This window comes from Klebsiella sp. I138 (genome assembly GCF_051131765.1).
In the GTDB taxonomy this organism is placed as follows: domain Bacteria; phylum Pseudomonadota; class Gammaproteobacteria; order Enterobacterales; family Enterobacteriaceae; genus Klebsiella.
Window position 1 is genome coordinate 3,309,046 of the sequence record NZ_CP180447.1, and the last position, 20,816, is coordinate 3,329,861.

The following is a 20,816-nucleotide window of genomic DNA, read 5'->3' on the forward strand; positions in this document are numbered from 1 at the left end:
GTAATCAGCAAGAGTGTAGTCAGTTAATCGAAGTGCTTACAATCATAACCTTATTTAATGTCTGTACGTCTCAGGCATTTCGCGGCTGCTTGCTGACGGAAACATCGGATTCACGGATGTCGAGATCGCAGCGTTTCGGCAGCAGGAAGGTCATGGTCCCGGCAATGATTAGCGAACCGGCCAGCGCGCAAACCGCCACGTTCTGACCATACAGATAGATCATTACCCCAACCAGATACGGGCCGCAGAAGCCGCCGAGATTGCCCAGGCCATTAATCACGCCACGGGCGCTACCGGCCACTTCCGCAGAGGCAATACGCCCCGGCATTGACCAGAACGGACTGGTTGCCGATTTAAGGAAGAAGCCGCAAATCACCAGTGCAATATAGGCAGCCACTACGTGCTCACGCAGCACTACCGAGGCCAACAGCGCTGCCGCGAAGCTGTAGAGCGAGAAGCGCACCCACAGGCGACGTTTGCCGCTGCGATCGCTGAATAACGAAATCACATAGATCCCCGCCAGCGTGGCCATAAACGGCAGTACCGCCAGAAATCCGACGCTGGCCATACTGCCGCCGGTCAGGCCCTTGAGGATAGTCGGTAACCACAGGGTGTAGCCGTAATCGCCGGTCTGATAAAAGAAGTTAAGGATAACCAGCTTCATCAGCCCGCTATTGCGGAAAACATCTTTGACCGGTGCGTTGCTGACCGTATCTTCCGCCAGTTTTGCCGCTCGCTCTGCGGCCAGCGTAGTGACCAGATAGTGACGTTCTTTCTCCGGCAACCAGCGGGCTTCTTCCGGGCGATCGCTAATCATAAACCACCATACCGCCAGCACGACCACGGACAGCAGGCCTTCGATAATAAACAGCCAGCGCCAGTCGAGCGCGGCAATAATCGCTCCGGATACCGGTGCGGTCAGCATGCCGCCCAGCGGCGCGAACATCATGACGAAGGCATTGGCCCGCCCCAGCTCTTTTTCCGGGAACCAGTTGCTGACCATCGTCAGGACCACCGGCAGCATCCCGCCTTCAGATACGCCGAGAATAAAGCGCAGGACCAGTAGTTGATATTCATGGGTCACAAAGCCGGTAGCAATCGACACCACGGCCCAGGCCATTAGCGACCAGGCAATAAAACGTTTACCGCTGCCGTTTACCGCAATCCTTCCGCCGGGTATTTGCAGAAATAAATAACCAATAAAAAATATCCCACTGGCAACACCGGCCATCTGGCTGGTAATACCTAAATCTGCTTCCATTCCACCAGGTAAAGCAAAACTAATATTCACCCGATCCATAAACGAAATAATACAGGCGATCAACACCGGCGTAATAATACGCAGCCAGCGGGTGCCGGGAGTTTTATCATTCATATTTCGCACTCTCTATGCAGAGGTTATTGTTGTCATTAAAGAAGAGCCGGGCACAGAAATAAGAGATAAAAATTAATTAATGGCGTTCGGCAATACGTTACCGGAGAAATAAGCCGTCACGTTTGCGAATACCACCGCACTCATTTTCTGTCGGGTTTCATGGGTCGCGCTGGCTACGTGCGGCTGCAACACCACATTATCGAGCGCGATCAGTTCTGCCGGAACATGAGGCTCGTCTTCAAAAACGTCGAGCGCGGCGCCGGCGATAACACCGTTTTGTAACGCCTGGATTAACGCCTTTTCATCCACCAAAGAGCCGCGGGCGATATTAATCAGCCAGGCATGTTTCGGCATCACGTTGAAGACTGAGAAATCGATCAACCCGCGGTTTGCTTCACCGCCGGAGGCGGCAATCACCAGAAAATCACTCTCATGCGCCAGCGTATGCAGATCGGCGCACCATTGGTAATCCAGCCCAGGGACCGGTTTGCGGTCGGTGTAGAGTACCTGCATATCAAAACCGCAGGCGCGGCGGGCAATAGCCTGGCCAATGTTTCCCATTCCCAGCAGACCGATACGTTTACCGCTCACCTGGGTGGCCAGTGGCATCCCCCCTTTCTCCCAGCGGCCTTCTCGTACAAAACGATCGCCCTGGCACAGATTACGTGAACCGCTCAGCAGCAGCCCCATCGCCAGGTCCGCAACGTCGTTGGTCAACACGCCGGAGGTAATTGAAACCTGAATCCGCCGGGAACGAACATACTCTAAATCCACCGCATCGGTACCAACGCCGAAAATGGCAATCAGACCCACATGCGGCAGCAGTTCCAGGACGCTGTTCTGCACCCCGATATCCCCTCGGGTAACGACGGCGGCGATGTTCTCCCCCTGCTCGCGTAAAAATCCGATGGGATCGTCCTGCTCGTACAGACGCAGCAGCGGGAAGTCGGCCGCCAGCTGTTCCTGCAAAGCATCGATAACGGGGGCCACTAAAAGAACGGCGCGGGTAATAGTACTCTTCATCAGATCACCTGTTTGACGGTTTATTACGACAGTAGCCACTATCAAACGGTTTTTTAGCGGGGCGTTTTGCGATCTACATCACGCTGAATCGTGTTAAAAAATGCTGTTACCGTGTCCGTGATCGCTAAGACAAAACCCATGTATGGCGAGGGGTCGTTCGAGGCGACGTTAACGTTTTGCTAACACCGCCGCGCCGCCGCTCAGAGAGCGGTTAAATGGTTTCGCCCATCGACAGGCGATAGTGCAGATCAACTTTTTCAATGGTTGGCAGCCCTTTGATTTTCTTAATCAAAATCTCAGTGGCGACCTTCCCCATTTCATAGCGCGGAGTCAGGACGCTGGCCAGGCGCGGCGTGATAATCTGGCCAATCTCCAGGCCATGAAAACCCGCGATCGCCAGCTCCTGCGGTACGGCGATACCCGATGCGAGGCACTCCTGTAACACGCCGACTGCCAGGTCGTCATTAGTGCATAGAATGCCGTCCATGGTGGCATACATCTGCCGCGCCAGGTTCATCATGCCGGTACCGATCGACACCGATGACACCTTATTTGGCGCAATACGCCCGGTCGCCAGTCCTGCATTCTCCATCGCCTGGCAATAGCCGGCGTAGCGCTGCTCGTCGCGCACATCAGACATCGAACCGAAATAGATAATGTGCCGTTTGCCGCTCGCCAGCAGCATATTGGTCATGTCAAAACCGGCTTTGAAGTTATCAAAACCGACATTGATACGCCCGGGGTTCTCCGCCAGCCCCATCACTTCAGCGATGGGTATTTTGGCCGCATTAAGGTATTTATCCGCCCGCAGGGTATGGACCGACTCGGTCAGCAGCAATCCTTTGACATGAAAGGCCAGCACGGCGGCAATCTGCTCTTCTTCACGCTGGCGGTCGTAATCGTAGTTAACCACCAGCGTCTGATAGCCATGGGCGGCGGTCACTGACTCAATTCCGGCCAACAGGTCGGCGAAGATTTGATTATGAAAAGAAGGAATAAGCACGCCAATGCGTGGAACGACGACGCTGGTCATCGCCGGGTTATCGGGATCGGGCTCGTAGCCAATTTCTGCAATCACGCTGGCGATACGCTCCGCCGTCTCCGGTTTCACTTTGTCCGGAGTGCGTAAATAGCGGCTGACGGTCATCTTCGTTACGCCGGCCAGCGCTGCAATATCATTGAGCGTAATGCGTTGTGCTTTCATCTATTGACCTGTCGAATACATCCACGGCATCAGGCCATTATGCCTGCCGCTGAAGAAAAAGAGAATCGAACCCTTCCGCTGTTAACCCCTTGAGCAGCGGTAATTTCCACCCGGCTTCACGTTTAGCGTAACCCCTTTTCGTAACACCCTTTTGAGTGATCTCCATCACAGATTTACCCGGCAAAAATACGTGAGATAGAGCACAGGTTGCTGCGGGTCATGTTGTTTGCCTGTCAGGAATTAACAACCTGTCCCAGTAGGCGTTATTGGCGCAGGTCATTTGAACACGCACAACATCATTTATATTCAGCCGTTAATCAGGATATCAAGATGAAAGATCTTTTCAGCTTACAAGGCAAACGTATTTTAATTACTGGCGCGGGACAAGGCATTGGTTTTGTCATGGCGCAGGGCCTTGCACAATATGGCGCAGAAATTATTATCAACGATATTTCAGCGTCCCGAGCAGATGATGCGGTCATGAAATTACGTGATGAAGGCGCGATTGCCCATTCGGCCGTATTTAATGTTACCGATGCCGACGCCGTCGAAAATGCCATTGCTAAAATCGAAGAAGAAATCGGCACTATTGATGTGTTATTTAACAATGCGGGTATTCAGCGCCGCCATCCGTTTACTGAATTTCCGGTACAGGAATGGAATGACGTTATTTCCGTTAACCAGACCGCGGTATTTCTTGTCTCTCAGGCCGTAGCCAAACGCATGGTGAACCGTCAGTGCGGAAAAATCGTCAATATCTGTTCCATGCAGAGCGAGCTGGGACGCGACACAATTACGCCCTACGCCGCCGCCAAAGGCGCGGTCAAAATGTTGACTCGCGGTATGTGCGTCGAGCTGGCGCGCTATAACATTCAGGTCAACGGTATCGCGCCGGGCTACTTTAAAACCGCCATGACCCAGGCTCTGGTGGACGATCGCGCCTTCACCGACTGGCTGTGCAAACGTACGCCTGCCAACCGCTGGGGCGATCCGCAAGAGCTGGTCGGGGCGGCGGTATTCCTCTCGTCCAAAGCGTCCGATTTCGTTAACGGTCACCTGTTGTTCGTCGACGGCGGCATGCTGGTTGCCGTCTGATTAAGGAGCACACTATGGCAGGGCAATGCATTATTTTGATGGGCGTATCGGGCACCGGCAAGACGACCGTCGGTCAGGCGCTGGCCCAGGCGCTTGGCGCAAAGTTTATCGACGGTGACGATCTTCATCCACGGCAGAACATCCTCAAAATGGCCGCCAGTCAGCCGCTGGATGATAACGATCGCCAGCCGTGGCTGGAACGTATTGGCGATGTGATTTTTAGCCTCGGGCAGAAAAACGAATCCGGCGTGCTGGTGTGCTCGGCGTTGAAAAAGCGCTACCGCAACCAGCTGCGCGAGGGCAACCCCCATTTACGCTTCCTGTGGCTGACCGGCGACTACGACTGTATTTTGCAACGGATGCAGGCGCGCAAGGGCCACTTTATGCCGGAAGCGCTGCTGCGAAGCCAGTTTGCGGCCCTGGAAACGCCGGACGCCAGCGAACGCGATATCGTGGCCGTTGATATCGCTCCCGACGTGGCAACCATCGTGGCGCACTCGCTCACATTACTTCAGCCTCAACCAGCACAGGGAGTTCCGGCATGATTATCGATACCTTAAGCGCCGCCGCAAAAAATGCATTCTATCCGGCGGTGATTAAAAAAGCGCTGCAGGCCGTTGCCCAGCAGGACCCTCACGCGCTACCGCCGGGAAAATATACGGTCGATGGCGATAACCTGTTTTTTACCGTTGTCGAAGGTCAGACGCGCCCGCTGACGGAGCAGCGCCCGGAATTTCATCGTCAGTATATTGATATTCATATTGTGCTGGCGGGCGTTGAAATTATCGGCGCCGGCAACAAGGGCCTGCCAATCGTTGCCGACGGGCCGTTCAAGGAAGCCCATGATATTGGTTTTTGCGAGGAAATTAGCAGCGAAACGCTGATTCATCTGCATCCGGAAGAGCTGGCAATTTTGTTTCCGGGTGAACTGCACCGCCCAATGGGCGCCATGGATGCCGGCGCACCGCTGCGCAAAATTATCGTGAAGATAGATAACGCTCTGCTGTAACACCCTGCCGTAGCCGGCCCCACGAGATCCTTCGCGGGGCCCTGGACTGCCTTTAATTATCCAGCTCGTCCATTGACTTCACCTGATCGCGATTGATCTGTTCAGTCCGGCCGGTTTCCGCATTTTTGTAAGACACCATACCGGTGTCATCATCTACCTGCGGCTTGCCATCAGTCACGATCGTTTTGCCATCGGTCGTTTTCAGCGACTGGTTCGATGAACACCCCGCCACAAACAATATTGCCGTCGCCGCCAGCGCGGATGCCATCAGAATTTTGTTCCGCATTGTATCCTCCTGTCTTTCCGTCAATTGATATCGTTATGATGCTAACTATAGTTAGCCTCACCTGGCGGGCAGTTAAAAGCAGAACTCTCCGAAGATGGCCTGGATAAAAAAAGGGCCGACGATTTCGCGTCAGCCCTTGTTGTTCCGTGACCCGGCTTTAGCGGGACGGCTTATTTTTTAATTTGCGCATGCATTTCCTGCACCGAGGTCACCTTCTCGATAGCGTTGGCGTTCAGCGCCATTGCCGTCGCGAAACCGCCGTTCAGGGTGGTGTCGTAATGCACTTTGTACTGCAGGGCGCTGCGGCGAATCAGCTTGGAGTCTTCAATCGCCTGACGACCTTCGGTGGTGTTGATGATGTAGGTGTATTCGCCATTCTTGATACGGTCCTGAATGTGCGGACGACCTTCATGCACCTTGTTCACCAGACGCGGGTTGATACCGGCTTCACCCAGCACAATCGCGGTGCCGTGGGTGGCATCCAGTTCGAAACCGAACTTCAGCAGTTTCGCCGCCAGGTCAACCACACGCTCTTTGTCGCCTTCGCGAACGGAGAGCAGCGCGCGGCCCTGTTTTTTCATGGTTGAGCTGCTGCCCAGCTGCGCTTTCGCGAACGCTTCCGCGAAGGTACGTCCTACGCCCATGACTTCACCGGTAGAGCGCATTTCTGGCCCTAACAGCGGGTCAACGCCCGGGAATTTGTTGAACGGCAGGACCACTTCTTTCACCGAGTAGTACGGCGGAATAATCTCTTTGGTCACGCCCTGCTGTGCCAGAGTCTGGCCAGCCATCACGCGCGCTGCTACTTTGGCCAGCGGGACACCGGTGGCTTTAGAGACGAACGGGACGGTACGTGCCGCACGCGGGTTCACTTCAATCAGATAGACTTCGTTGTTTTTCACCGCGAACTGGACGTTCATCAGGCCACGGACCTGCAGTTCGAAGGCCAGCTTCTGCACCTGCTCGCGCATCACATCCTGAATTTCCTGGCTCAGGGTGTAGGCCGGCAGAGAACATGCGGAGTCGCCGGAGTGCACGCCCGCCTGCTCGATGTGCTCCATGATGCCACCAATCAGCACCATTTCGCCGTCGCAGATAGCGTCAACGTCGACTTCTACCGCGTCGTCAAGGAAGCGGTCCAGCAGAACCGGCGCATCGTTAGAGACGCTGACCGCAGTCTGGAAATACCGCTTCAGGTCAGCTTCGTCGTAAACGATTTCCATTGCCCGACCACCAAGGACGTAGGACGGACGTACCACCAGCGGGTAGCCAATCTCTTTCGCCTTTTCAACGGCCATCTCAATGGCGGTGACGGTGGCGTTGGCCGGTTGTTTCAGCTTCAGACGGTCAACCGCCTGCTGGAAACGTTCGCGGTCTTCCGCGCGGTCAATTGCATCCGGGCTGGTACCGATAACCGGTACGCCTGCGGCTTCCAGCGCACGCGCCAGCTTCAGCGGGGTCTGGCCACCGTACTGAACGATAACGCCCTTCGGCTTCTCGATACGGACGATTTCCAGTACGTCTTCCAGGGTGACCGGCTCAAAGTACAGGCGGTCGGACGTGTCGTAGTCGGTAGACACCGTTTCCGGGTTACAGTTAACCATAATGGTCTCGTAACCATCTTCGCGCAGCGCCAGCGAGGCATGCACGCAGCAGTAGTCGAATTCGATACCCTGGCCAATACGGTTCGGACCGCCGCCAAGGACCATAATTTTATCGCGGTCAACCGACGGATTGGCTTCACACTCGTCTTCATAGGTTGAGTACATGTAAGCGGTATCCGTCGAGAATTCCGCCGCACAGGTATCGACGCGTTTGTAGACCGGGTGCAGGTTGTACTGGTCGCGCAGCTTGCGAATTTCCGCTTCACGAACGCCCGCCAGTTTTGCCAGACGTGCATCGGCAAAGCCTTTACGCTTAAGCATCCGCAGGAAGTCAGCATCAAGGCCGTTGATGCCCATCTCTTCCACTTTCTCTTCCAGGCGCACCAGTTCTTCAATCTGTACCAGGAACCAGCGATCGATGTTGGTCAGGTTGAAGACGCCGTCAATCGACAAGCCCGCGCGGAATGCGTCGGCGATATACCAGATACGCTCGGCGCCAGCATCTTTCAGCTCGCGGCGAATTTTGGTCAGCGCTTCCGGGTCATCCAGGCTGACTTTCGGGTCAAAGCCGGTTGCGCCCACTTCCAGGCCGCGCAGCGCTTTCTGCAGCGATTCCTGTTGGGTGCGGCCAATTGCCATCACTTCGCCAACAGATTTCATCTGTGTCGTCAGGCGGTCATTCGCGCCAACAAATTTTTCAAAGTTAAAGCGTGGGATCTTGGTCACGACGTAGTCGATGGACGGTTCGAACGAGGCCGGCGTACGACCGCCGGTGATGTCGTTCATCAGCTCATCCAGGGTGTAACCCACCGCCAGTTTTGCCGCCACTTTGGCAATCGGGAACCCGGTTGCTTTAGACGCCAGCGCGGAAGAGCGTGATACACGCGGGTTCATTTCGATAACAATCAGACGACCGTCTTTCGGGTTCACAGAGAACTGTACGTTGGAACCGCCGGTTTCCACGCCGATTTCACGCAGTACCGCCATCGAAGCGTTACGCATCACCTGGTATTCTTTATCGGTCAGGGTTTGCGCCGGTGCAACGGTGATGGAGTCGCCGGTGTGAATACCCATGGCGTCGAAGTTTTCGATGGAGCAGACGATGATGCAGTTATCGTTCTTATCGCGTACCACTTCCATTTCGTACTCTTTCCAGCCGATCAGCGATTCATCAATCAGCAGCTCGTTGGTTGGAGAGAGATCCAGCCCGCGGGTACAAATTTCTTCAAACTCTTCGCGGTTGTAAGCAATACCGCCGCCGGTGCCGCCCATGGTGAAGGAGGGACGGATAATACACGGGTAGCCCACGTCAGCGGCAACCGCCAGCGCTTCTTCCATCGTGTGGGCAATACCGGAACGGGCGGTATCCAGACCGATTTTCTTCATCGCCACATCGAAGCGACGACGGTCTTCCGCTTTATCAATTGCGTCGGCGGTGGCGCCGATCATAGTGACACCAAACTCGGCCAGCACGCCCTGACGTTCCAGCTCCAGCGCACAGTTCAGCGCCGTCTGGCCACCCATAGTTGGCAGTACGGCATCCGGGCGCTCTTTTTCGATGATTTTGCGCACGACTTCCCAGTGGATAGGCTCAATGTAGGTCGCATCGGCCATTTCAGGGTCGGTCATGATGGTGGCCGGGTTCGAGTTCACCAGAATGACGCGGTAGCCTTCTTCACGCAGGGCCTTACAGGCCTGGGCGCCAGAGTAGTCAAATTCACAAGCCTGGCCGATAACGATCGGGCCAGCGCCAAGAATCAGGATGCTTTTTATGTCTGTACGTTTTGGCATGGCTTTTTTCTCCTGATTATTTCGCGGACTGGCGGTACTGCTCAATTAACGCAATAAAATGGTCGAACAACGGCGCGGCATCGTGCGGGCCTGGGCTCGCTTCCGGGTGTCCCTGGAAGCTGAATGCCGGTTTGTCGGTGCGGTGGATGCCCTGTAACGTACCGTCGAACAGTGACTTGTGGGTCACGCGCAGGTTAGCCGGCATGGAGGCTTCGTCTACCGCAAAACCGTGGTTCTGGGCAGTAATCATCACCACGTTATTATCAATGTCTTTAACCGGGTGGTTGCCGCCGTGGTGGCCGAACTTCATCTTAACGGTCTTCGCTCCGCTCGCCAGCGCCAGCAGCTGATGGCCAAGGCAGATGCCAAATACCGGAATATCGGTCTCGAGGAATTTTTCAATCGCTTCAATGGCGTAGTCGCACGGCGCCGGGTCACCAGGACCGTTGGACAGGAAGATGCCATCCGGATTCATCTTCAGCACTTCTTCGGCAGAGGTTTTTGCCGGGACAACCGTCAGGCGGCAGCCGCGGTCTACCAGCATACGCAGGATGTTACGCTTGGCGCCAAAATCGTAGGCTACGACGTGGAACGGCAGCTCGCTTTCCGCCTTCGCTTCCGGCAGGTCGCCCGCCAGCGTCCAGCTCCCCTGCGTCCAGCTGTAGGTTTCTGAAGTGGTGACTTCTTTCGCCAGGTCCATGCCGTTCAGGCCAGGGAACGCTTTGGCTTTTTCCAGCGCCAGCTGTGCATCCAGGTTATCACCCACGATGATGCAGCCGTTCTGTGCGCCTTTTTCACGCAGCAAACGCGTCAGCTTACGGGTATCGATATCGGCAATCGCCACGATGTTATGGCGCTTCAGGTAAGAAGAAAGGTCTTCGGTATTACGGAAGTTGCTGGCAATCAGCGGCAGGTCGCGAATAACCAGACCCTGAGCATGTACCTGAGAAGATTCTTCATCGGCGGCGTTGGTGCCGACATTACCAATATGGGGATAAGTAAGAGTGACGATTTGGCGGGAATAGGAGGGATCAGTGAGGATTTCTTGATAACCGGTCATTGAAGTATTGAAAACGACTTCCCCAACCGCCGTGCCCGTTGCCCCGATGGCCCGACCGTGAAACTGGGTTCCGTCTTCCAGAACCAATAGCGCTGACTTAATCAAAACACCCTCCAGAGAATATTCACTCACTTTATTTGCATATTAATGCATATGTGTAGCATGAATCAATGCAAATTTGCTTACCTATGGATTTCTGGCAAACGGCGGCATTCTGGAGAGATGTCGGGTAAAAGTCAACTTAAAGCCGATATTTTTAATCTATTTTTACGTCACTGGACACTTCACACTGCTTTAGCAGGCAAAAAGATCAACTAACTATGCTAAGAAAACGCTTGCGGACCTGGAAGATTGAAAAAGTGAGCGTGCCAGAGCAAAAAAGTAGACCAGATGGTCAAAATTTACAATAACACAACAGAAAAAGAAGAGATAAGTACAAGTTATAGAAACTTCATAGGATTATAATCACAAAACGCTCAAAAATAAAAAGGGCAATAAAATATTGCCCTTTGCAATCAATTACATATTGAATGCAATAACCACATCACGATGGGTAATAAACCTTATAAAGCATTCAATTCAAGCACATCACGCATATCAAAAAGGCCTGATTTCTTCTCTTTTAACCATAATGCGGAACGAACGGCACCATTGGCAAAAGTCATCCGGCTGGAGGCTTTATGGCTGATTTCAATACGCTCACCAATATCGGCAAACATCGCGGTATGTTCACCGACAATATCCCCGGCGCGCACGGTGGCGAAGCCAATAGTCCCCGGGACACGTTCGCCGGTGTGACCTTCACGGCTGTAGACCGCGATATCCTTCAGATCTTTGTTCAACGCGCCGGCAATCGCCTCGCCCATCGCCAGGGCGGTGCCCGACGGCGCATCCACTTTGTGGCGGTGGTGCGCTTCAATAATCTCGATATCGGTGTAGTCGCCCATCACCTTCGCCGCTTTTTCCAGCAGCTTTAACAGCACGTTCACGCCGACGCTGAAATTAGCCGCGAAAACGATAGCAATATCCTGCGCCGCATCGCGAATAGCCTGTTTCCCTGCCTCATCAAAACCGGTGGTGCCAATCACCATCCCTTTGTCGTGTTCGCGGCAGAAAGCCAGGTGGTTTAAGGTGCCTTCCGGACGAGTGAAATCGATCAGCACGTCAAAATCATCTTTGACCGCCGCCAGGCTGCTTTGCACCACCACACCGGCGTTACCAGCGCCGGCCAGCTCGCCGGCATCGCTGCCGAGCAGGGAAGAACCTTCACGCTCCAGCGCGGCCCCCAGCGCTACGCCGTCCATCTGCTGTACGGCCTGAATCAACTGGCGTCCCATCCGGCCGCCCGCGCCCGCGATGGCCACGCGGATTTGTGCATCATGCATAGCTATTCTCTTTTGTTAACTTAACGTAAATTGTTTTCAGATTAACCAGCCCGTCGATGAGCCGCTACTCTAAAACACCGATAATTAGAAATTTATGACAAACGGCGTTCGATATCAGTAAAAACTATATGCTGGCGTCGTTTCTTATGCGAACCGGCCTTTATGCCCTCAATCGAAAACCACAAGACTCGCGGATCACCAGCGCCGGCGGCAGAATAATACGTTTCGGCGGCTCATCATTGCCCTGAATTCGACTAAACAGCAGCTCACCGGCTTTGCGGCCAATCTCTTTCGCCGCCACCGAAACGGTCGTCAGCGCAGGCTGAACCAGGGCCGCTTCGGTAATATCGTCGAAGCCTACCAGCGCAAAATCCTGGCCCGGCTCACGCCCGGTCTTACGCAGCGCCTGCATCACGCCAAGGGCGACAATATCCTGATAACAAACCGCGGCGGTGATTTCCGGATAGCGGGTCAGCAGTGCTTCAGCGACTTTCGCACCATCAATCTGGCTGGCCTGGGCCGTGACAATCCACTCTGGATTGGGTGAAATCCCGCTCTCCAGCAGCGTACTGGTAAACCCGCCAATTCGCTGAGCACGGGTGCCGGAACTCAGGCTACCGCCGATAAACGCAATATGCCGGTGCCCCATTTTCAGCAGGTGCGCCGTGGCCATTTGGGTACCGAGAAAGTTATCGGTGCCAACAAAATCAAAATCCGGATCGCTGAGCGGGCGCACCACCATGATGGCGGGGATATTGCGCCTTTTCAGTGCGTCAAAAAATGAGGTCGGAGTTTCTCGCGCTGCGCATAGCACCATGCCACAGGCGTTATTACGCATGAGTGAATCGACAAATTTTTGCTGCCGCTCACCTGACTCTTCGCTGTTTGCCAGAAATAACAGCAAATCATGCCGCTCCATTTCATGGCTCAACCCTGCCGTCATCTCGCCGTAAAACGGGTTCGTAATATCGTGCAGCAGCAGCCCAACCTGATTGCTGCTGCGATTACGCAGGTTGGCAGCGGTCTGATTGTAGACATACCCGGCCTCATCCAGCGCTTTCAGCACCCGTTCGCGCGTGGCTTGTGAAATCCGCCCTCGATTACGCAGCACCATCGAAACGGTCGCTGTGGAGACTCCCGCCCGTTCTGCTACCTGCGCCAGCGTCACTGTTGTCATGTTCTCTCCCGTTCGTTCACCGAAGGTTAATCGAATAACCTAAACATCGCATTTTTCCTTGTGACAGGACTCACAATAACGCCCATTTTGGCGCTTTACTTGCTCATTATGGCGGGTTAATCGCGTTAACCATACTGTCAAAACAAGGTTAATCGATTAATCTTAATTTAGCCAATACGGAGACAAACAATGCAAACGACTTATCATAAATTCCCTGAAGTTGTCGTTCAGGGCTTTGGCGACCAGGCCTGGCAGGGCTGGGAATCCATCCTTGCAGCGCTTAACCTCAGGACTTCAACCTCCTCCAGAACCGTACTGGTTGTGGACTGCTATCCGGGCGTGCGGCTTGACGAGCTTGAGCAGCACCTTCTGCCCTCACTGAACGCGGCCCTGGTACTGAACGTCGAATCCGCCCGTCGCGATGAGCAGGCGCTCCACGATTTACTGGCCCGCAACCTCACCGACGACCGTGTTTTTGGGGTCCTCTCCTGTCATCATCTGGATGAGTTTTTTAACGCCGACACATTGCATCAGCTGCGCCAGCAGGTTGACGCCGTGACGGAAGGCGTCATCGTTATTTATGGTCCAGGAGCCACCCTCGTCCATCCGGGCGATCTGTTGGTCTATGCCGATATGCCACGTTGGGAAATCCAGCAGCGAATGCGCCATGACGGCCTGGGAAACTGGGGAGCGGACAACCAGGACGAAGACATCCTCCGTCGCTATAAACGTGCCTTTTTTATTGAATGGCGCGTTTTCGACCGCCACAAAACGCCGTTGCTCAAACGCGCCGACTACCTGCTCGATACGACGCAAAAAGAGGCGCCGACGCTGGTCAGCGGTGAGGCGCTGCGCGCCGGACTTCAGCAAACCACCACCCGCCCGTTCCGCGTCGCTCCGTTCTTCGATCCCGGCGTCTGGGGCGGCCAGTGGATGAAACAGCAATTCGATCTCGATCCCTCCGCGCCCAATTACGCATGGTGTTTTGATTGCGTGCCCGAGGAAAACAGCCTGTTACTGCGCTTTGGTCAGGTGCGGATCGAGATCCCCTCACAAGACCTGGTTCTGCTCCATCCGCGTGCGCTGCTTGGCGAGAAAGTTCACGCGCGGTTTGGTGCTGAATTTCCTATCCGCTTTGATTTTCTGGACACCATCGGCGGTCAGAATCTGAGCTTCCAGGTCCATCCCGTCACCGAATACATCCAGCAGCAGTTTGGTATGCACTATACCCAGGATGAGAGCTATTACATCCTCGAAGCACAGCCGCATGCGGTGGTCTATCTGGGAACCAAAACGGGAACCGATCCGCAGGCGATGCTGGACGATCTTAAAGCCGCCGCGCGCGGTGAGAAAGCCTTCGATGATACCCGCTTTGTTAACCAGATCCCGGCGCGTAAGCACGATCACTTCCTGATCCCTGCCGGCACGGTTCACTGCTCGGGCAGCGGCACGATGGTGCTCGAAATCAGCGCCACGCCGTATATTTTTACCTTCAAACTGTGGGACTGGGGTCGTTTAGGGTTAGATGGCCTGCCGCGCCCTGTCCATCTGGAGCATGGGGAGCAGGTTATCGACTGGCAGCGCGACACCCGCTGGGTTGCCAGCAATCTGGTGAACCAGATTGAGCCCGTCGCCGAAGGTGAAGGCTGGCGTGAAGAACGAACCGGGATGCATGAACGTGAATTTATCGAAACGCGCCGCCACTGGTTCACCGCGCCGGTGACCCATCATACGCAGGGTGGCGTGAACGTACTCAATCTGGTCGAAGGTGCGGAGGCCGTCGTTGACAGCCCAGACGGCGCCTTCGAGCCGTTCGTCGTCCACTATGCCGAGACCTTTATTATTCCCGCCGCGGTGGGTGAATATCGTATTTCGCCGTCGGGTAAAGGCGTAGGGCAACAGCTCGCGACCATAAAAGCCTGGGTAAGAGGATAAGCGCATGATCAACATTATTGTTGCTACTCACGGCCCGCTGGCGAATGCCCTGCTTGAGAGTGGCCGGATGGTTTACGGTGAATTACCTCATGTTTTTGCCGTAACGCTCGGTGAGCAGGCCGGTATTGAAGGTTTCCGACAGGATTTTGCCCGCACGCTGGCTAGCGCCGGGCAAAACGCCGATGGCGTGCTGGTGCTGTGCGATATGCAAAGCGGCACCCCGTGGAACGTTGCCTGCCAGCATGCATTTTCACCCCTGACGATCCCCCCTGTCGCCGTTGTGGCGGGGGTCAATTTCCCGATGTTGCTACAAAGCGACGAGGTTCACCATTTAACGGATGTGCACGACGCGGCCACCCAGTTGCTGGCGCTAACCGTGCCAACGCTGGTTATGGCCGCCCCGACGTTAACCGTTCAGTCCGATGATTTTTAAAGGAAACTGTTATGAGTATCTCTTTTGTACGTATCGACGACCGCGTTATTCATGGGCAGCTCGTGACACGCTGGGCCAAAGAGCTGCCCTGTGATGGCATCGTCGCCATTGACGACGCCGTCGCGGCCGATCCGCTGCTCTCATCGGTAATGAAAGGCGCAGTTCAGGACACCAAAGTCTGGTTGTTCGATACCGCAACGGCTATCGAAAAATTACCCAAAGTGATCGCCAGCGATAAACGCTACTTCGTGATAGGGAAATCCCCGCTCACCCTGCAGCGCATCGAAGAAGCCGGTATCAGCCTGAAAAATGCCAACGGAAAAATTAATGTTGGCCCAATGAGCGCCCGCGCCGATACCCGGACTATTGGGCCGAATCAATCGGTCAATGCGGATGAGATTGCCGCTTTTGACTGGCTGGTACAGCACGGACATCTTGTTGAATTTCGCCTGGTCCCGGACGCCGGCTGCTACAGCTGGCAGGACGCCCGGCAGAAGCTGAAATAAGGAGCGGATGATGATTATCGAAGCGACGTTGATAGGCTTTCTTTGCTATCTGGGCGCCCTCAGTAGCCCCTGGCTTTTGGGGCTGACCGGCGGCTGGTATTTGATTACCCGGCCACTGGTTTCCGGCATGCTGGTCGGGCTGATTCTCGGGGATGTAAAAACCGGCATTATGATAGGCGTGGCGGTCCAGGCCGTCTATATCGCGATGGTGACACCCGGCGGGTCGATGCCGGCCGACCTCAACTTCGTGGCCTACCCGGCCATTGCGCTGGGGATCCTGTCAGGAAAAGGGCCGGAAGTAGCAGTAGCACTGGCGGCCACAATCGGCATCGCCGGGACCATTTTGTTTAACGCCATGATGGTACTGAACTCTTTCTGGAACCACCGGGCCGACGTCGCGCTGGATCGCGGCGATGAGCGCGGGATCTACCTCAACAGCGCCATCTGGCCCCAGGCCACGAACTTTGTTTTACGCTTCGTGCCGACCTTTATCGCCGTCTATTTTGGCGCGCAGTACATCAGCGGCTTTATGGACAGCCTGCCCAAAATCATTCTGTCGACGATGAACGTCCTGGGCGGCATTCTGCCTGCGGTGGGGATCGCTATCCTGCTCAAACAGATCATCAAAAACTACACCATGCTGATCTATTTTCTCGTCGGTTTCGTCTGCATCGTCTTTTTAAAGCTCAATATGGTCGCGCTGGTGATCGTGGGCTCGCTGCTGGCGCTAATCCATTACAACTACAAACCGGAACCGCAGCAGAGTCCAGGCGCAAAACCGGTCGTCGATGATGAGGATGAATTCTGATGGAAGACCGTACCCTGACCCGCAAAGACCTGCGCCGCTGCTGGCGTGCGTGGATGATGCACAACTTGTCCTCAATGAGCTTTGAACGCCTGGAATCCTTCGGCTTTTGCCTGAGCATGCTGCCGGTGGCGAAAAAACTCTACCCTGATGCCGCCCAGCGGACCGAAATGCTGCGCCGCCATGCATCGTTCTATAACACCGAACCGCAGATCGGCGCGATCGTCAACGGTATGGTGCTGGGACTGGAAGAGAAAAAAGCCAACGGCGAGCCTATCGATGGTGAAACGATCAACACCTTGAAAGTTGGCCTGATGGGCCCGATCGCCGGGATCGGCGACTCGATGATCCCGGGTATGCTAATCCCGATCCTGTTGAGTATCGGTATGGCACTGGCGGCCGGCGGCAGCATTCTCGGGCCACTGTTTTATATCATCGCCTGGCTCGGCATTATCATTCCCGGCTCGTGGTTTCTGTTTCTCAAAGGCTACAAAATGGGTTCCGGCTCGGTAGAGATGCTGGTCAGCAGCAAGTCTACCCGCCTGCGCGAAGCCTTGTCGCTGCTGGGCGTCTTCGTAATGGGCGGCGTGGCGGCGAGCTACGTTAAGCTTGGCACCGGACTGGAGTTCATCACCAAAGACGGGGTCAACATTCACGTTCAGCAGATGCTGGATGGCATCTTCCCGCAGCTGCTGCCGCTTATTGTGGTGCTGGGGACATGGTATTTGATGGCCAAACGCGGAGTTTCACCGGTGAAAGCGATGTTGCTGCTGCTGGTACTGGCTGCGCTCGGCGTGGTGAGCGGCCTGTTTGCCGGCTAATACCGGATGCGGTGTTGAAGATAACCGATCGCTCAGCGCCGATCGTTTAAGGGTCGGCTGAGCGATCCGGCAGTGGTGTAAAAATCGGTCATCTCACAGAGATTGCCGATTTTTTTATGCGGTGCTGCAAGGGGTTTCGTTATTACGGTATCACCCAGATCTGCGATTAATCATAAAAAATGCTGGCCACCTTAAGTGACCAGCATTAGTCCATGCCCCGGTTTTGCTATGGATGAAAATTTCGCCATAATTCTGCGGTTTTATCCGGACGAGAGATAAACTGGAAACGAGCAGGATCGTCAATAAACTGCTGATAAATTGGCGCGGAAGTGATGCCAAACTCCGTATACTGCCGGGGCGTAATCGCCTGTAACCGCCCGGGAATATAGTGCGCATTATGCAACCAGATAATCTGTTTATCCTGTAGCAACGGATACCAGGCCAGCCCTTTGCGCGCCCGCACGCCCTCATATTCAAAACCGTACTCACGGTCGCACCAGGCGCCAAAGGTTAAGGGCTCGTCGGGACTCGCAGAAATAGTGGCATGCCCCCATCCGGGCGGCACCAGCACCTTTTCTCCCGGTCCGGCAATGACCGCAAAGCAGCGGCCAGGATCATCTTCCACGTACTCCTGCATGTAGATAATGGCTTTTCCCTGCCAGATTTCATACAGCTCCGGTGGCGACCAGCCGCTGTGCTGGCTGATGCGATGAACATGCCCCTGACTGCGTACCGGTTCCTCCCCCAGTCGCCCGGCGGCATAGGTCACCACGCCAAACAGCAGCATGCGTTTTTTCAGCTCTTCGCGATCCTGCATCCGCGCCACATCCATGGCAATCGCATACACCTCTTCCGGCCCTTCGCAGTGGGGATCCCGCAGCGAAGCACGAATTTGATCGAGACGACGGATTTCCGGCATCGGTCCGGTAACATCATTGCCGTAGCTAAAACCCAGCGGCCGGTGATGGATCGCCATATCCAGCCCGGAGGGATAACCAGACTTAGCCATTCTGCACCTCCTTTGCCTGGATCGTCTGATTTTCTTCAAAGACGCGCAGTGCAAAGCCGTTTACCAGCGAAGCATAATCGTGCCCGGCCACGCCGGGCCATACGGCCAGCGCGGAGAGCATTTCACTGCCGGTATTAATTAACCGATGGGCGGTGAACCCAGGAATAATATGCACAGACCCGGGAAAGACCTTCTCCAGACGCGCCTGTCCCTGCTCATCTTGCAAAAGCAGCAGGCCGCTACCGCGCAGGCCAAAGTAGACTTCACCCTGTTCACGACGGGCATGGAAATGCCCACGGGTCATAAAATATTCGTTGCCGACTTTCCCAGGATAGAGATGGGTAACCCCGGTATAGAGCTCCCCTTCCGCTGAAGAGGTATCAAACATTTCCACATCATAAACGACCTGCTCGCCCGTCATTCCCTGACGCGCGCGCTCATCGGCAAACACCTGCGTAAGATCCGCAATGCGCGTTGATTTACGTAATAACGGGCCATTGGAGAGTGCGCCACTGGCCCAGTCCACCTGCGGTGGCTGAATAAAGGAAGGATTCATATTTGTCTCCGGCCCGAGGAGAACAACAGCATCAGATTAGCAGATTAATCGATTAACCTTCGATAAAACGGGCGACTTTGTTACTGATATCACACAAAAGCCCGGCAGCGTTGCCGCTCACTCCAGCGTATAACTCACGATCAGCTGCCCTTTTTTCATTTTCATCTGCGTTATTGTCACGCTCCCCAACTCAGACAGGCTGGCGACATGCGTTCCGCCACAGGGATAGGCCGGCAACAGGCCAAACCCGACCCGACGTAGCCCGTCTTCATAAGTCAGATGGCGCGGTAGGTTCTCCGCCTGCCAACCTGCGATCATCGCCAGGAGCGCGCTGGCCTCCGGCATAGCGGCATTGGCCGCGGCACTGAAGGTTATCCGCCCTTCTCCCGGCCAGTGGTGCGCCTTGGTGGGATGCCAGCCGCAGCGTTCCCCCGCCAGCCCAATCAGATGCCCCGCAGAGTGCAGTCGCGCGTGCAATTGCCGGGTAGATTCATCGACGCGAATCACCACCTCTCCAGGCGGCAGCGGTTGGGCAACGATATGCATAACGCTGTCGCCTCGCGCAACAACGCTTTCAACGGCAACCTCGCCAATCCAGCCGCGGTCGGACGGCTGCCCACCGCCCTGCGGGTGAAACAGCGTCTGGTCCAGTTCAATGGCATAACGGCCATCGGCTTCTGTCTGACAGCGCAGTACCTGAGCGCGCGCTTCGGTCTCGTCGTGGGTGTAATAAAGACGTTCAGTCATGGTTGTCCTCCTCTCTGTCAGGACAGTATATTGATATTATCCATGACGATAATCCTGTCTCTCATCAATGCACCTTTGCTTCAAGGGCACAAATGAACCTGAATTTACTCCCCGACCTCGCCCTGTTTGTGCAGATTGTCGAACAGGGCAGCTTTTCTGCCGTCGCCCGCCTTTCCGGAGCAACGCCCTCGGCGGTAAGTCGCAGCGTCTCGCGGCTGGAACATGAGATGGGCTGCAAGTTGCTGCACCGCAGCACGCGAAAACTACGCCTGAGCGATGCCGGAAAAACGGTATATACGCATGCGCTGGAGATGCTGGAGTCGGCTCGTCAGGCAATGGATTCTGCCAGCAGTACGCAGGAGGTGGCACAGGGGAAACTCACCCTCAGCGTGCCTAAAGCCGTTGGACGTTTCGTGATCCATCCGTTAATGATGGAGTTTCTCACCCGCAACCCTGGCGTGGACGTCTGTCTGCGGCTTGAAGACCGCTATCTGGATTTGATTGATGACGGCATCGATCTGGCGCTACGTATTACCCACACCCCTTCTCCGGGGCTACACGGCAAACCGCTGATGCCGGTGACGCACGTCATTTGCGCCACGCCGGACTATTTACAGCAGCACGGCGTCCCGCAAACGCCGGCAGAGCTGCGCGCCCACAGCTGTATCAGCCTGGGTGAAACGCCGGCCGACTCACGTTGGAAATTCCGGCGGATGGGTAAAACGGAAACCGTTCAGACTCACGGACGCTACGCCGCCAACCACACCGCCGTTCGCCTTGATGCGGTGAAGCAACATGTGGGTATCGGCAGTCTGCCGCTGTTTACCGCACGCGAAGCGCTGGAGCGAGGAGACATCGTGCAGGTCCTGGCAGATTGGGAGTTTATCAGCAGCTATACCGGCCAGCTTTGGCTGCTATGGTCGGGCAATAAACATATGCCCGCCAGAATGCGGGCCATGATTGATTACCTGAGTGAAAAAATATACCGCCGCTAG

At 55.2% G+C, this 20,816-nt stretch carries 20 protein-coding genes; 9 read left to right on the forward strand and 11 right to left on the reverse strand.

The features are described from left to right. Positions 1 to 70: 70 nt before the first annotated feature. From ACMYSK_RS15400 to ACMYSK_RS15410, 3 genes are all read right to left on the reverse strand, one after another. Positions 71 to 1,375, reverse strand: a complete 1,305-nt coding sequence (locus ACMYSK_RS15400; protein WP_434636578.1) for an MFS transporter — start codon at positions 1,373 to 1,375, stop codon at positions 71 to 73. A gap of 72 nt (positions 1,376 to 1,447) precedes the next feature. Then, positions 1,448 to 2,398: a 2-hydroxyacid dehydrogenase gene (locus ACMYSK_RS15405; protein ID WP_434636579.1), complete on the reverse strand. Its 951-nt coding sequence runs from the start codon at positions 2,396 to 2,398 to the stop codon at positions 1,448 to 1,450. A gap of 211 nt (positions 2,399 to 2,609) precedes the next feature. Next, positions 2,610 to 3,602 (reverse strand): LacI family DNA-binding transcriptional regulator, encoded by a 993-nt coding sequence (locus tag ACMYSK_RS15410; RefSeq protein ID WP_434636581.1) that lies wholly within the window; start codon positions 3,600 to 3,602, stop codon positions 2,610 to 2,612. Positions 3,603 to 3,932: 330 nt separating this feature from the next. Here ACMYSK_RS15410 and idnO point away from each other — a divergent pair, with 330 nt between their 5' ends. From idnO to ACMYSK_RS15425, 3 genes are read left to right on the forward strand one after another with little or no spacing between them, the layout of a single operon-like run. Then, complete coding sequence (gene idnO / locus ACMYSK_RS15415) at positions 3,933 to 4,697, forward strand: gluconate 5-dehydrogenase (protein WP_434636583.1); 765 nt, start codon at positions 3,933 to 3,935, stop codon at positions 4,695 to 4,697. A 14-nt stretch (positions 4,698 to 4,711) separates the two neighbouring features. Further along, positions 4,712 to 5,242 carry a gluconokinase gene (locus ACMYSK_RS15420; RefSeq protein ID WP_434636584.1) on the forward strand — a complete coding sequence of 177 codons (531 nt, stop codon included), beginning with the start codon at positions 4,712 to 4,714 and terminating at the stop codon, positions 5,240 to 5,242. Next, the gene (locus ACMYSK_RS15425) at positions 5,239 to 5,706 is read left to right on the forward strand and encodes a YhcH/YjgK/YiaL family protein (RefSeq protein ID WP_434636586.1); all 468 of its coding nucleotides are present in this window, start codon (positions 5,239 to 5,241) and stop codon (positions 5,704 to 5,706) included. Before ACMYSK_RS15420 ends, ACMYSK_RS15425 begins: the two co-directional genes overlap by 4 nt. Before the next feature lie 52 nt (positions 5,707 to 5,758). Here the strand turns inward: ACMYSK_RS15425 and ACMYSK_RS15430 are convergent, their stop codons facing one another. From ACMYSK_RS15430 to ACMYSK_RS15450, 5 genes are all read right to left on the reverse strand, one after another. Beyond that, on the reverse strand, positions 5,759 to 5,992 hold the full coding sequence (locus ACMYSK_RS15430) for a YgdI/YgdR family lipoprotein (protein WP_434636588.1): 234 nt from the start codon (positions 5,990 to 5,992) through the stop codon (positions 5,759 to 5,761). A 170-nt stretch (positions 5,993 to 6,162) separates the two neighbouring features. Continuing rightward, complete coding sequence (gene carB / locus ACMYSK_RS15435) at positions 6,163 to 9,387, reverse strand: carbamoyl-phosphate synthase large subunit (protein WP_434636590.1); 3,225 nt, start codon at positions 9,385 to 9,387, stop codon at positions 6,163 to 6,165. A 16-nt stretch (positions 9,388 to 9,403) separates the two neighbouring features. Beyond that, on the reverse strand, positions 9,404 to 10,552 hold the full coding sequence (gene carA, locus ACMYSK_RS15440) for a glutamine-hydrolyzing carbamoyl-phosphate synthase small subunit (protein WP_434636591.1): 1,149 nt from the start codon (positions 10,550 to 10,552) through the stop codon (positions 9,404 to 9,406). 458 nt (positions 10,553 to 11,010) lie between these two features. Then, complete coding sequence (gene dapB / locus ACMYSK_RS15445; protein WP_434636593.1) at positions 11,011 to 11,832, reverse strand: 4-hydroxy-tetrahydrodipicolinate reductase; 822 nt, start codon at positions 11,830 to 11,832, stop codon at positions 11,011 to 11,013. Positions 11,833 to 11,992: 160 nt separating this feature from the next. Further along, positions 11,993 to 13,009, reverse strand: coding sequence for a LacI family DNA-binding transcriptional regulator (locus ACMYSK_RS15450; RefSeq protein WP_434636595.1), 1,017 nt, complete (start codon positions 13,007 to 13,009; stop codon positions 11,993 to 11,995). Between the two features lie 189 nt (positions 13,010 to 13,198). Between ACMYSK_RS15450 and ACMYSK_RS15455 the strand changes: the two genes are divergently transcribed. From ACMYSK_RS15455 to ACMYSK_RS15475, 5 genes are read left to right on the forward strand one after another with little or no spacing between them, the layout of a single operon-like run. After that, positions 13,199 to 14,944 carry a class I mannose-6-phosphate isomerase gene (locus tag ACMYSK_RS15455; RefSeq protein WP_434636597.1) on the forward strand — a complete coding sequence of 582 codons (1,746 nt, stop codon included), beginning with the start codon at positions 13,199 to 13,201 and terminating at the stop codon, positions 14,942 to 14,944. A 4-nt stretch (positions 14,945 to 14,948) separates the two neighbouring features. After that, positions 14,949 to 15,377, forward strand: coding sequence for a PTS sugar transporter subunit IIA (locus tag ACMYSK_RS15460; RefSeq protein ID WP_434636598.1), 429 nt, complete (start codon positions 14,949 to 14,951; stop codon positions 15,375 to 15,377). Between the two features lie 11 nt (positions 15,378 to 15,388). Then, positions 15,389 to 15,883, forward strand: coding sequence for a PTS system mannose/fructose/N-acetylgalactosamine-transporter subunit IIB (locus tag ACMYSK_RS15465; RefSeq protein ID WP_434636600.1), 495 nt, complete (start codon positions 15,389 to 15,391; stop codon positions 15,881 to 15,883). 10 nt (positions 15,884 to 15,893) lie between these two features. Then, positions 15,894 to 16,691 (forward strand): PTS mannose/fructose/sorbose/N-acetylgalactosamine transporter subunit IIC, encoded by a 798-nt coding sequence (locus ACMYSK_RS15470; protein ID WP_434644156.1) that lies wholly within the window; start codon positions 15,894 to 15,896, stop codon positions 16,689 to 16,691. Continuing rightward, positions 16,691 to 17,509, forward strand: a complete 819-nt coding sequence (locus ACMYSK_RS15475) for a PTS system mannose/fructose/sorbose family transporter subunit IID (protein WP_434636602.1) — start codon at positions 16,691 to 16,693, stop codon at positions 17,507 to 17,509. Before ACMYSK_RS15470 ends, ACMYSK_RS15475 begins: the two co-directional genes overlap by 1 nt. A gap of 226 nt (positions 17,510 to 17,735) precedes the next feature. On the opposite strand, the gene ACMYSK_RS15480 is transcribed toward ACMYSK_RS15475, so the two are convergent. From ACMYSK_RS15480 to ACMYSK_RS15490, 3 genes are all read right to left on the reverse strand, one after another. Then, positions 17,736 to 18,518, reverse strand: coding sequence for a glucose-6-phosphate isomerase family protein (locus ACMYSK_RS15480; RefSeq protein ID WP_434636604.1), 783 nt, complete (start codon positions 18,516 to 18,518; stop codon positions 17,736 to 17,738). After that, the gene (locus tag ACMYSK_RS15485) at positions 18,511 to 19,074 is read right to left on the reverse strand and encodes a glucose-6-phosphate isomerase family protein (RefSeq protein ID WP_434636606.1); all 564 of its coding nucleotides are present in this window, start codon (positions 19,072 to 19,074) and stop codon (positions 18,511 to 18,513) included. Before ACMYSK_RS15485 ends, ACMYSK_RS15480 begins: the two co-directional genes overlap by 8 nt. 117 nt (positions 19,075 to 19,191) lie before the next feature. Next, positions 19,192 to 19,821 carry an alanyl-tRNA editing protein gene (locus tag ACMYSK_RS15490; RefSeq protein WP_434636608.1) on the reverse strand — a complete coding sequence of 210 codons (630 nt, stop codon included), beginning with the start codon at positions 19,819 to 19,821 and terminating at the stop codon, positions 19,192 to 19,194. Between the two features lie 92 nt (positions 19,822 to 19,913). Between ACMYSK_RS15490 and ACMYSK_RS15495 the strand changes: the two genes are divergently transcribed. Continuing rightward, complete coding sequence (locus ACMYSK_RS15495; protein WP_434636610.1) at positions 19,914 to 20,816, forward strand: LysR family transcriptional regulator; 903 nt, start codon at positions 19,914 to 19,916, stop codon at positions 20,814 to 20,816.

What these genes read in the sequence shown, in the direction of transcription:
- ACMYSK_RS15405 (WP_434636579.1), bottom strand. Translation starts at nt 2,398, where the DNA reads ATGAAGAGTACTATTACCCGCGCCGTTCTTTTAGTGGCCCCCGTTATC.
- ACMYSK_RS15400 (WP_434636578.1), bottom strand. Translation starts at nt 1,375, where the DNA reads ATGAATGATAAAACTCCCGGCACCCGCTGGCTGCGTATTATTACGCCG.
- dapB (WP_434636593.1), bottom strand. Translation starts at nt 11,832, where the DNA reads ATGCATGATGCACAAATCCGCGTGGCCATCGCGGGCGCGGGCGGCCGG.
- ACMYSK_RS15485 (WP_434636606.1), bottom strand. Translation starts at nt 19,074, where the DNA reads ATGAATCCTTCCTTTATTCAGCCACCGCAGGTGGACTGGGCCAGTGGC.
- ACMYSK_RS15410 (WP_434636581.1), bottom strand. Translation starts at nt 3,602, where the DNA reads ATGAAAGCACAACGCATTACGCTCAATGATATTGCAGCGCTGGCCGGC.
- ACMYSK_RS15430 (WP_434636588.1), bottom strand. Translation starts at nt 5,992, where the DNA reads ATGCGGAACAAAATTCTGATGGCATCCGCGCTGGCGGCGACGGCAATA.
- ACMYSK_RS15420 (WP_434636584.1), top strand. Translation starts at nt 4,712, where the DNA reads ATGGCAGGGCAATGCATTATTTTGATGGGCGTATCGGGCACCGGCAAG.
- ACMYSK_RS15455 (WP_434636597.1), top strand. Translation starts at nt 13,199, where the DNA reads ATGCAAACGACTTATCATAAATTCCCTGAAGTTGTCGTTCAGGGCTTT.
- carB (WP_434636590.1), bottom strand. Translation starts at nt 9,387, where the DNA reads ATGCCAAAACGTACAGACATAAAAAGCATCCTGATTCTTGGCGCTGGC.
- idnO (WP_434636583.1), top strand. Translation starts at nt 3,933, where the DNA reads ATGAAAGATCTTTTCAGCTTACAAGGCAAACGTATTTTAATTACTGGC.
- ACMYSK_RS15425 (WP_434636586.1), top strand. Translation starts at nt 5,239, where the DNA reads ATGATTATCGATACCTTAAGCGCCGCCGCAAAAAATGCATTCTATCCG.
- ACMYSK_RS15480 (WP_434636604.1), bottom strand. Translation starts at nt 18,518, where the DNA reads ATGGCTAAGTCTGGTTATCCCTCCGGGCTGGATATGGCGATCCATCAC.
- ACMYSK_RS15495 (WP_434636610.1), top strand. Translation starts at nt 19,914, where the DNA reads ATGAACCTGAATTTACTCCCCGACCTCGCCCTGTTTGTGCAGATTGTC.
- ACMYSK_RS15490 (WP_434636608.1), bottom strand. Translation starts at nt 19,821, where the DNA reads ATGACTGAACGTCTTTATTACACCCACGACGAGACCGAAGCGCGCGCT.
- ACMYSK_RS15475 (WP_434636602.1), top strand. Translation starts at nt 16,691, where the DNA reads ATGGAAGACCGTACCCTGACCCGCAAAGACCTGCGCCGCTGCTGGCGT.
- ACMYSK_RS15460 (WP_434636598.1), top strand. Translation starts at nt 14,949, where the DNA reads ATGATCAACATTATTGTTGCTACTCACGGCCCGCTGGCGAATGCCCTG.
- ACMYSK_RS15465 (WP_434636600.1), top strand. Translation starts at nt 15,389, where the DNA reads ATGAGTATCTCTTTTGTACGTATCGACGACCGCGTTATTCATGGGCAG.
- ACMYSK_RS15470 (WP_434644156.1), top strand. Translation starts at nt 15,894, where the DNA reads ATGATTATCGAAGCGACGTTGATAGGCTTTCTTTGCTATCTGGGCGCC.
- ACMYSK_RS15450 (WP_434636595.1), bottom strand. Translation starts at nt 13,009, where the DNA reads ATGACAACAGTGACGCTGGCGCAGGTAGCAGAACGGGCGGGAGTCTCC.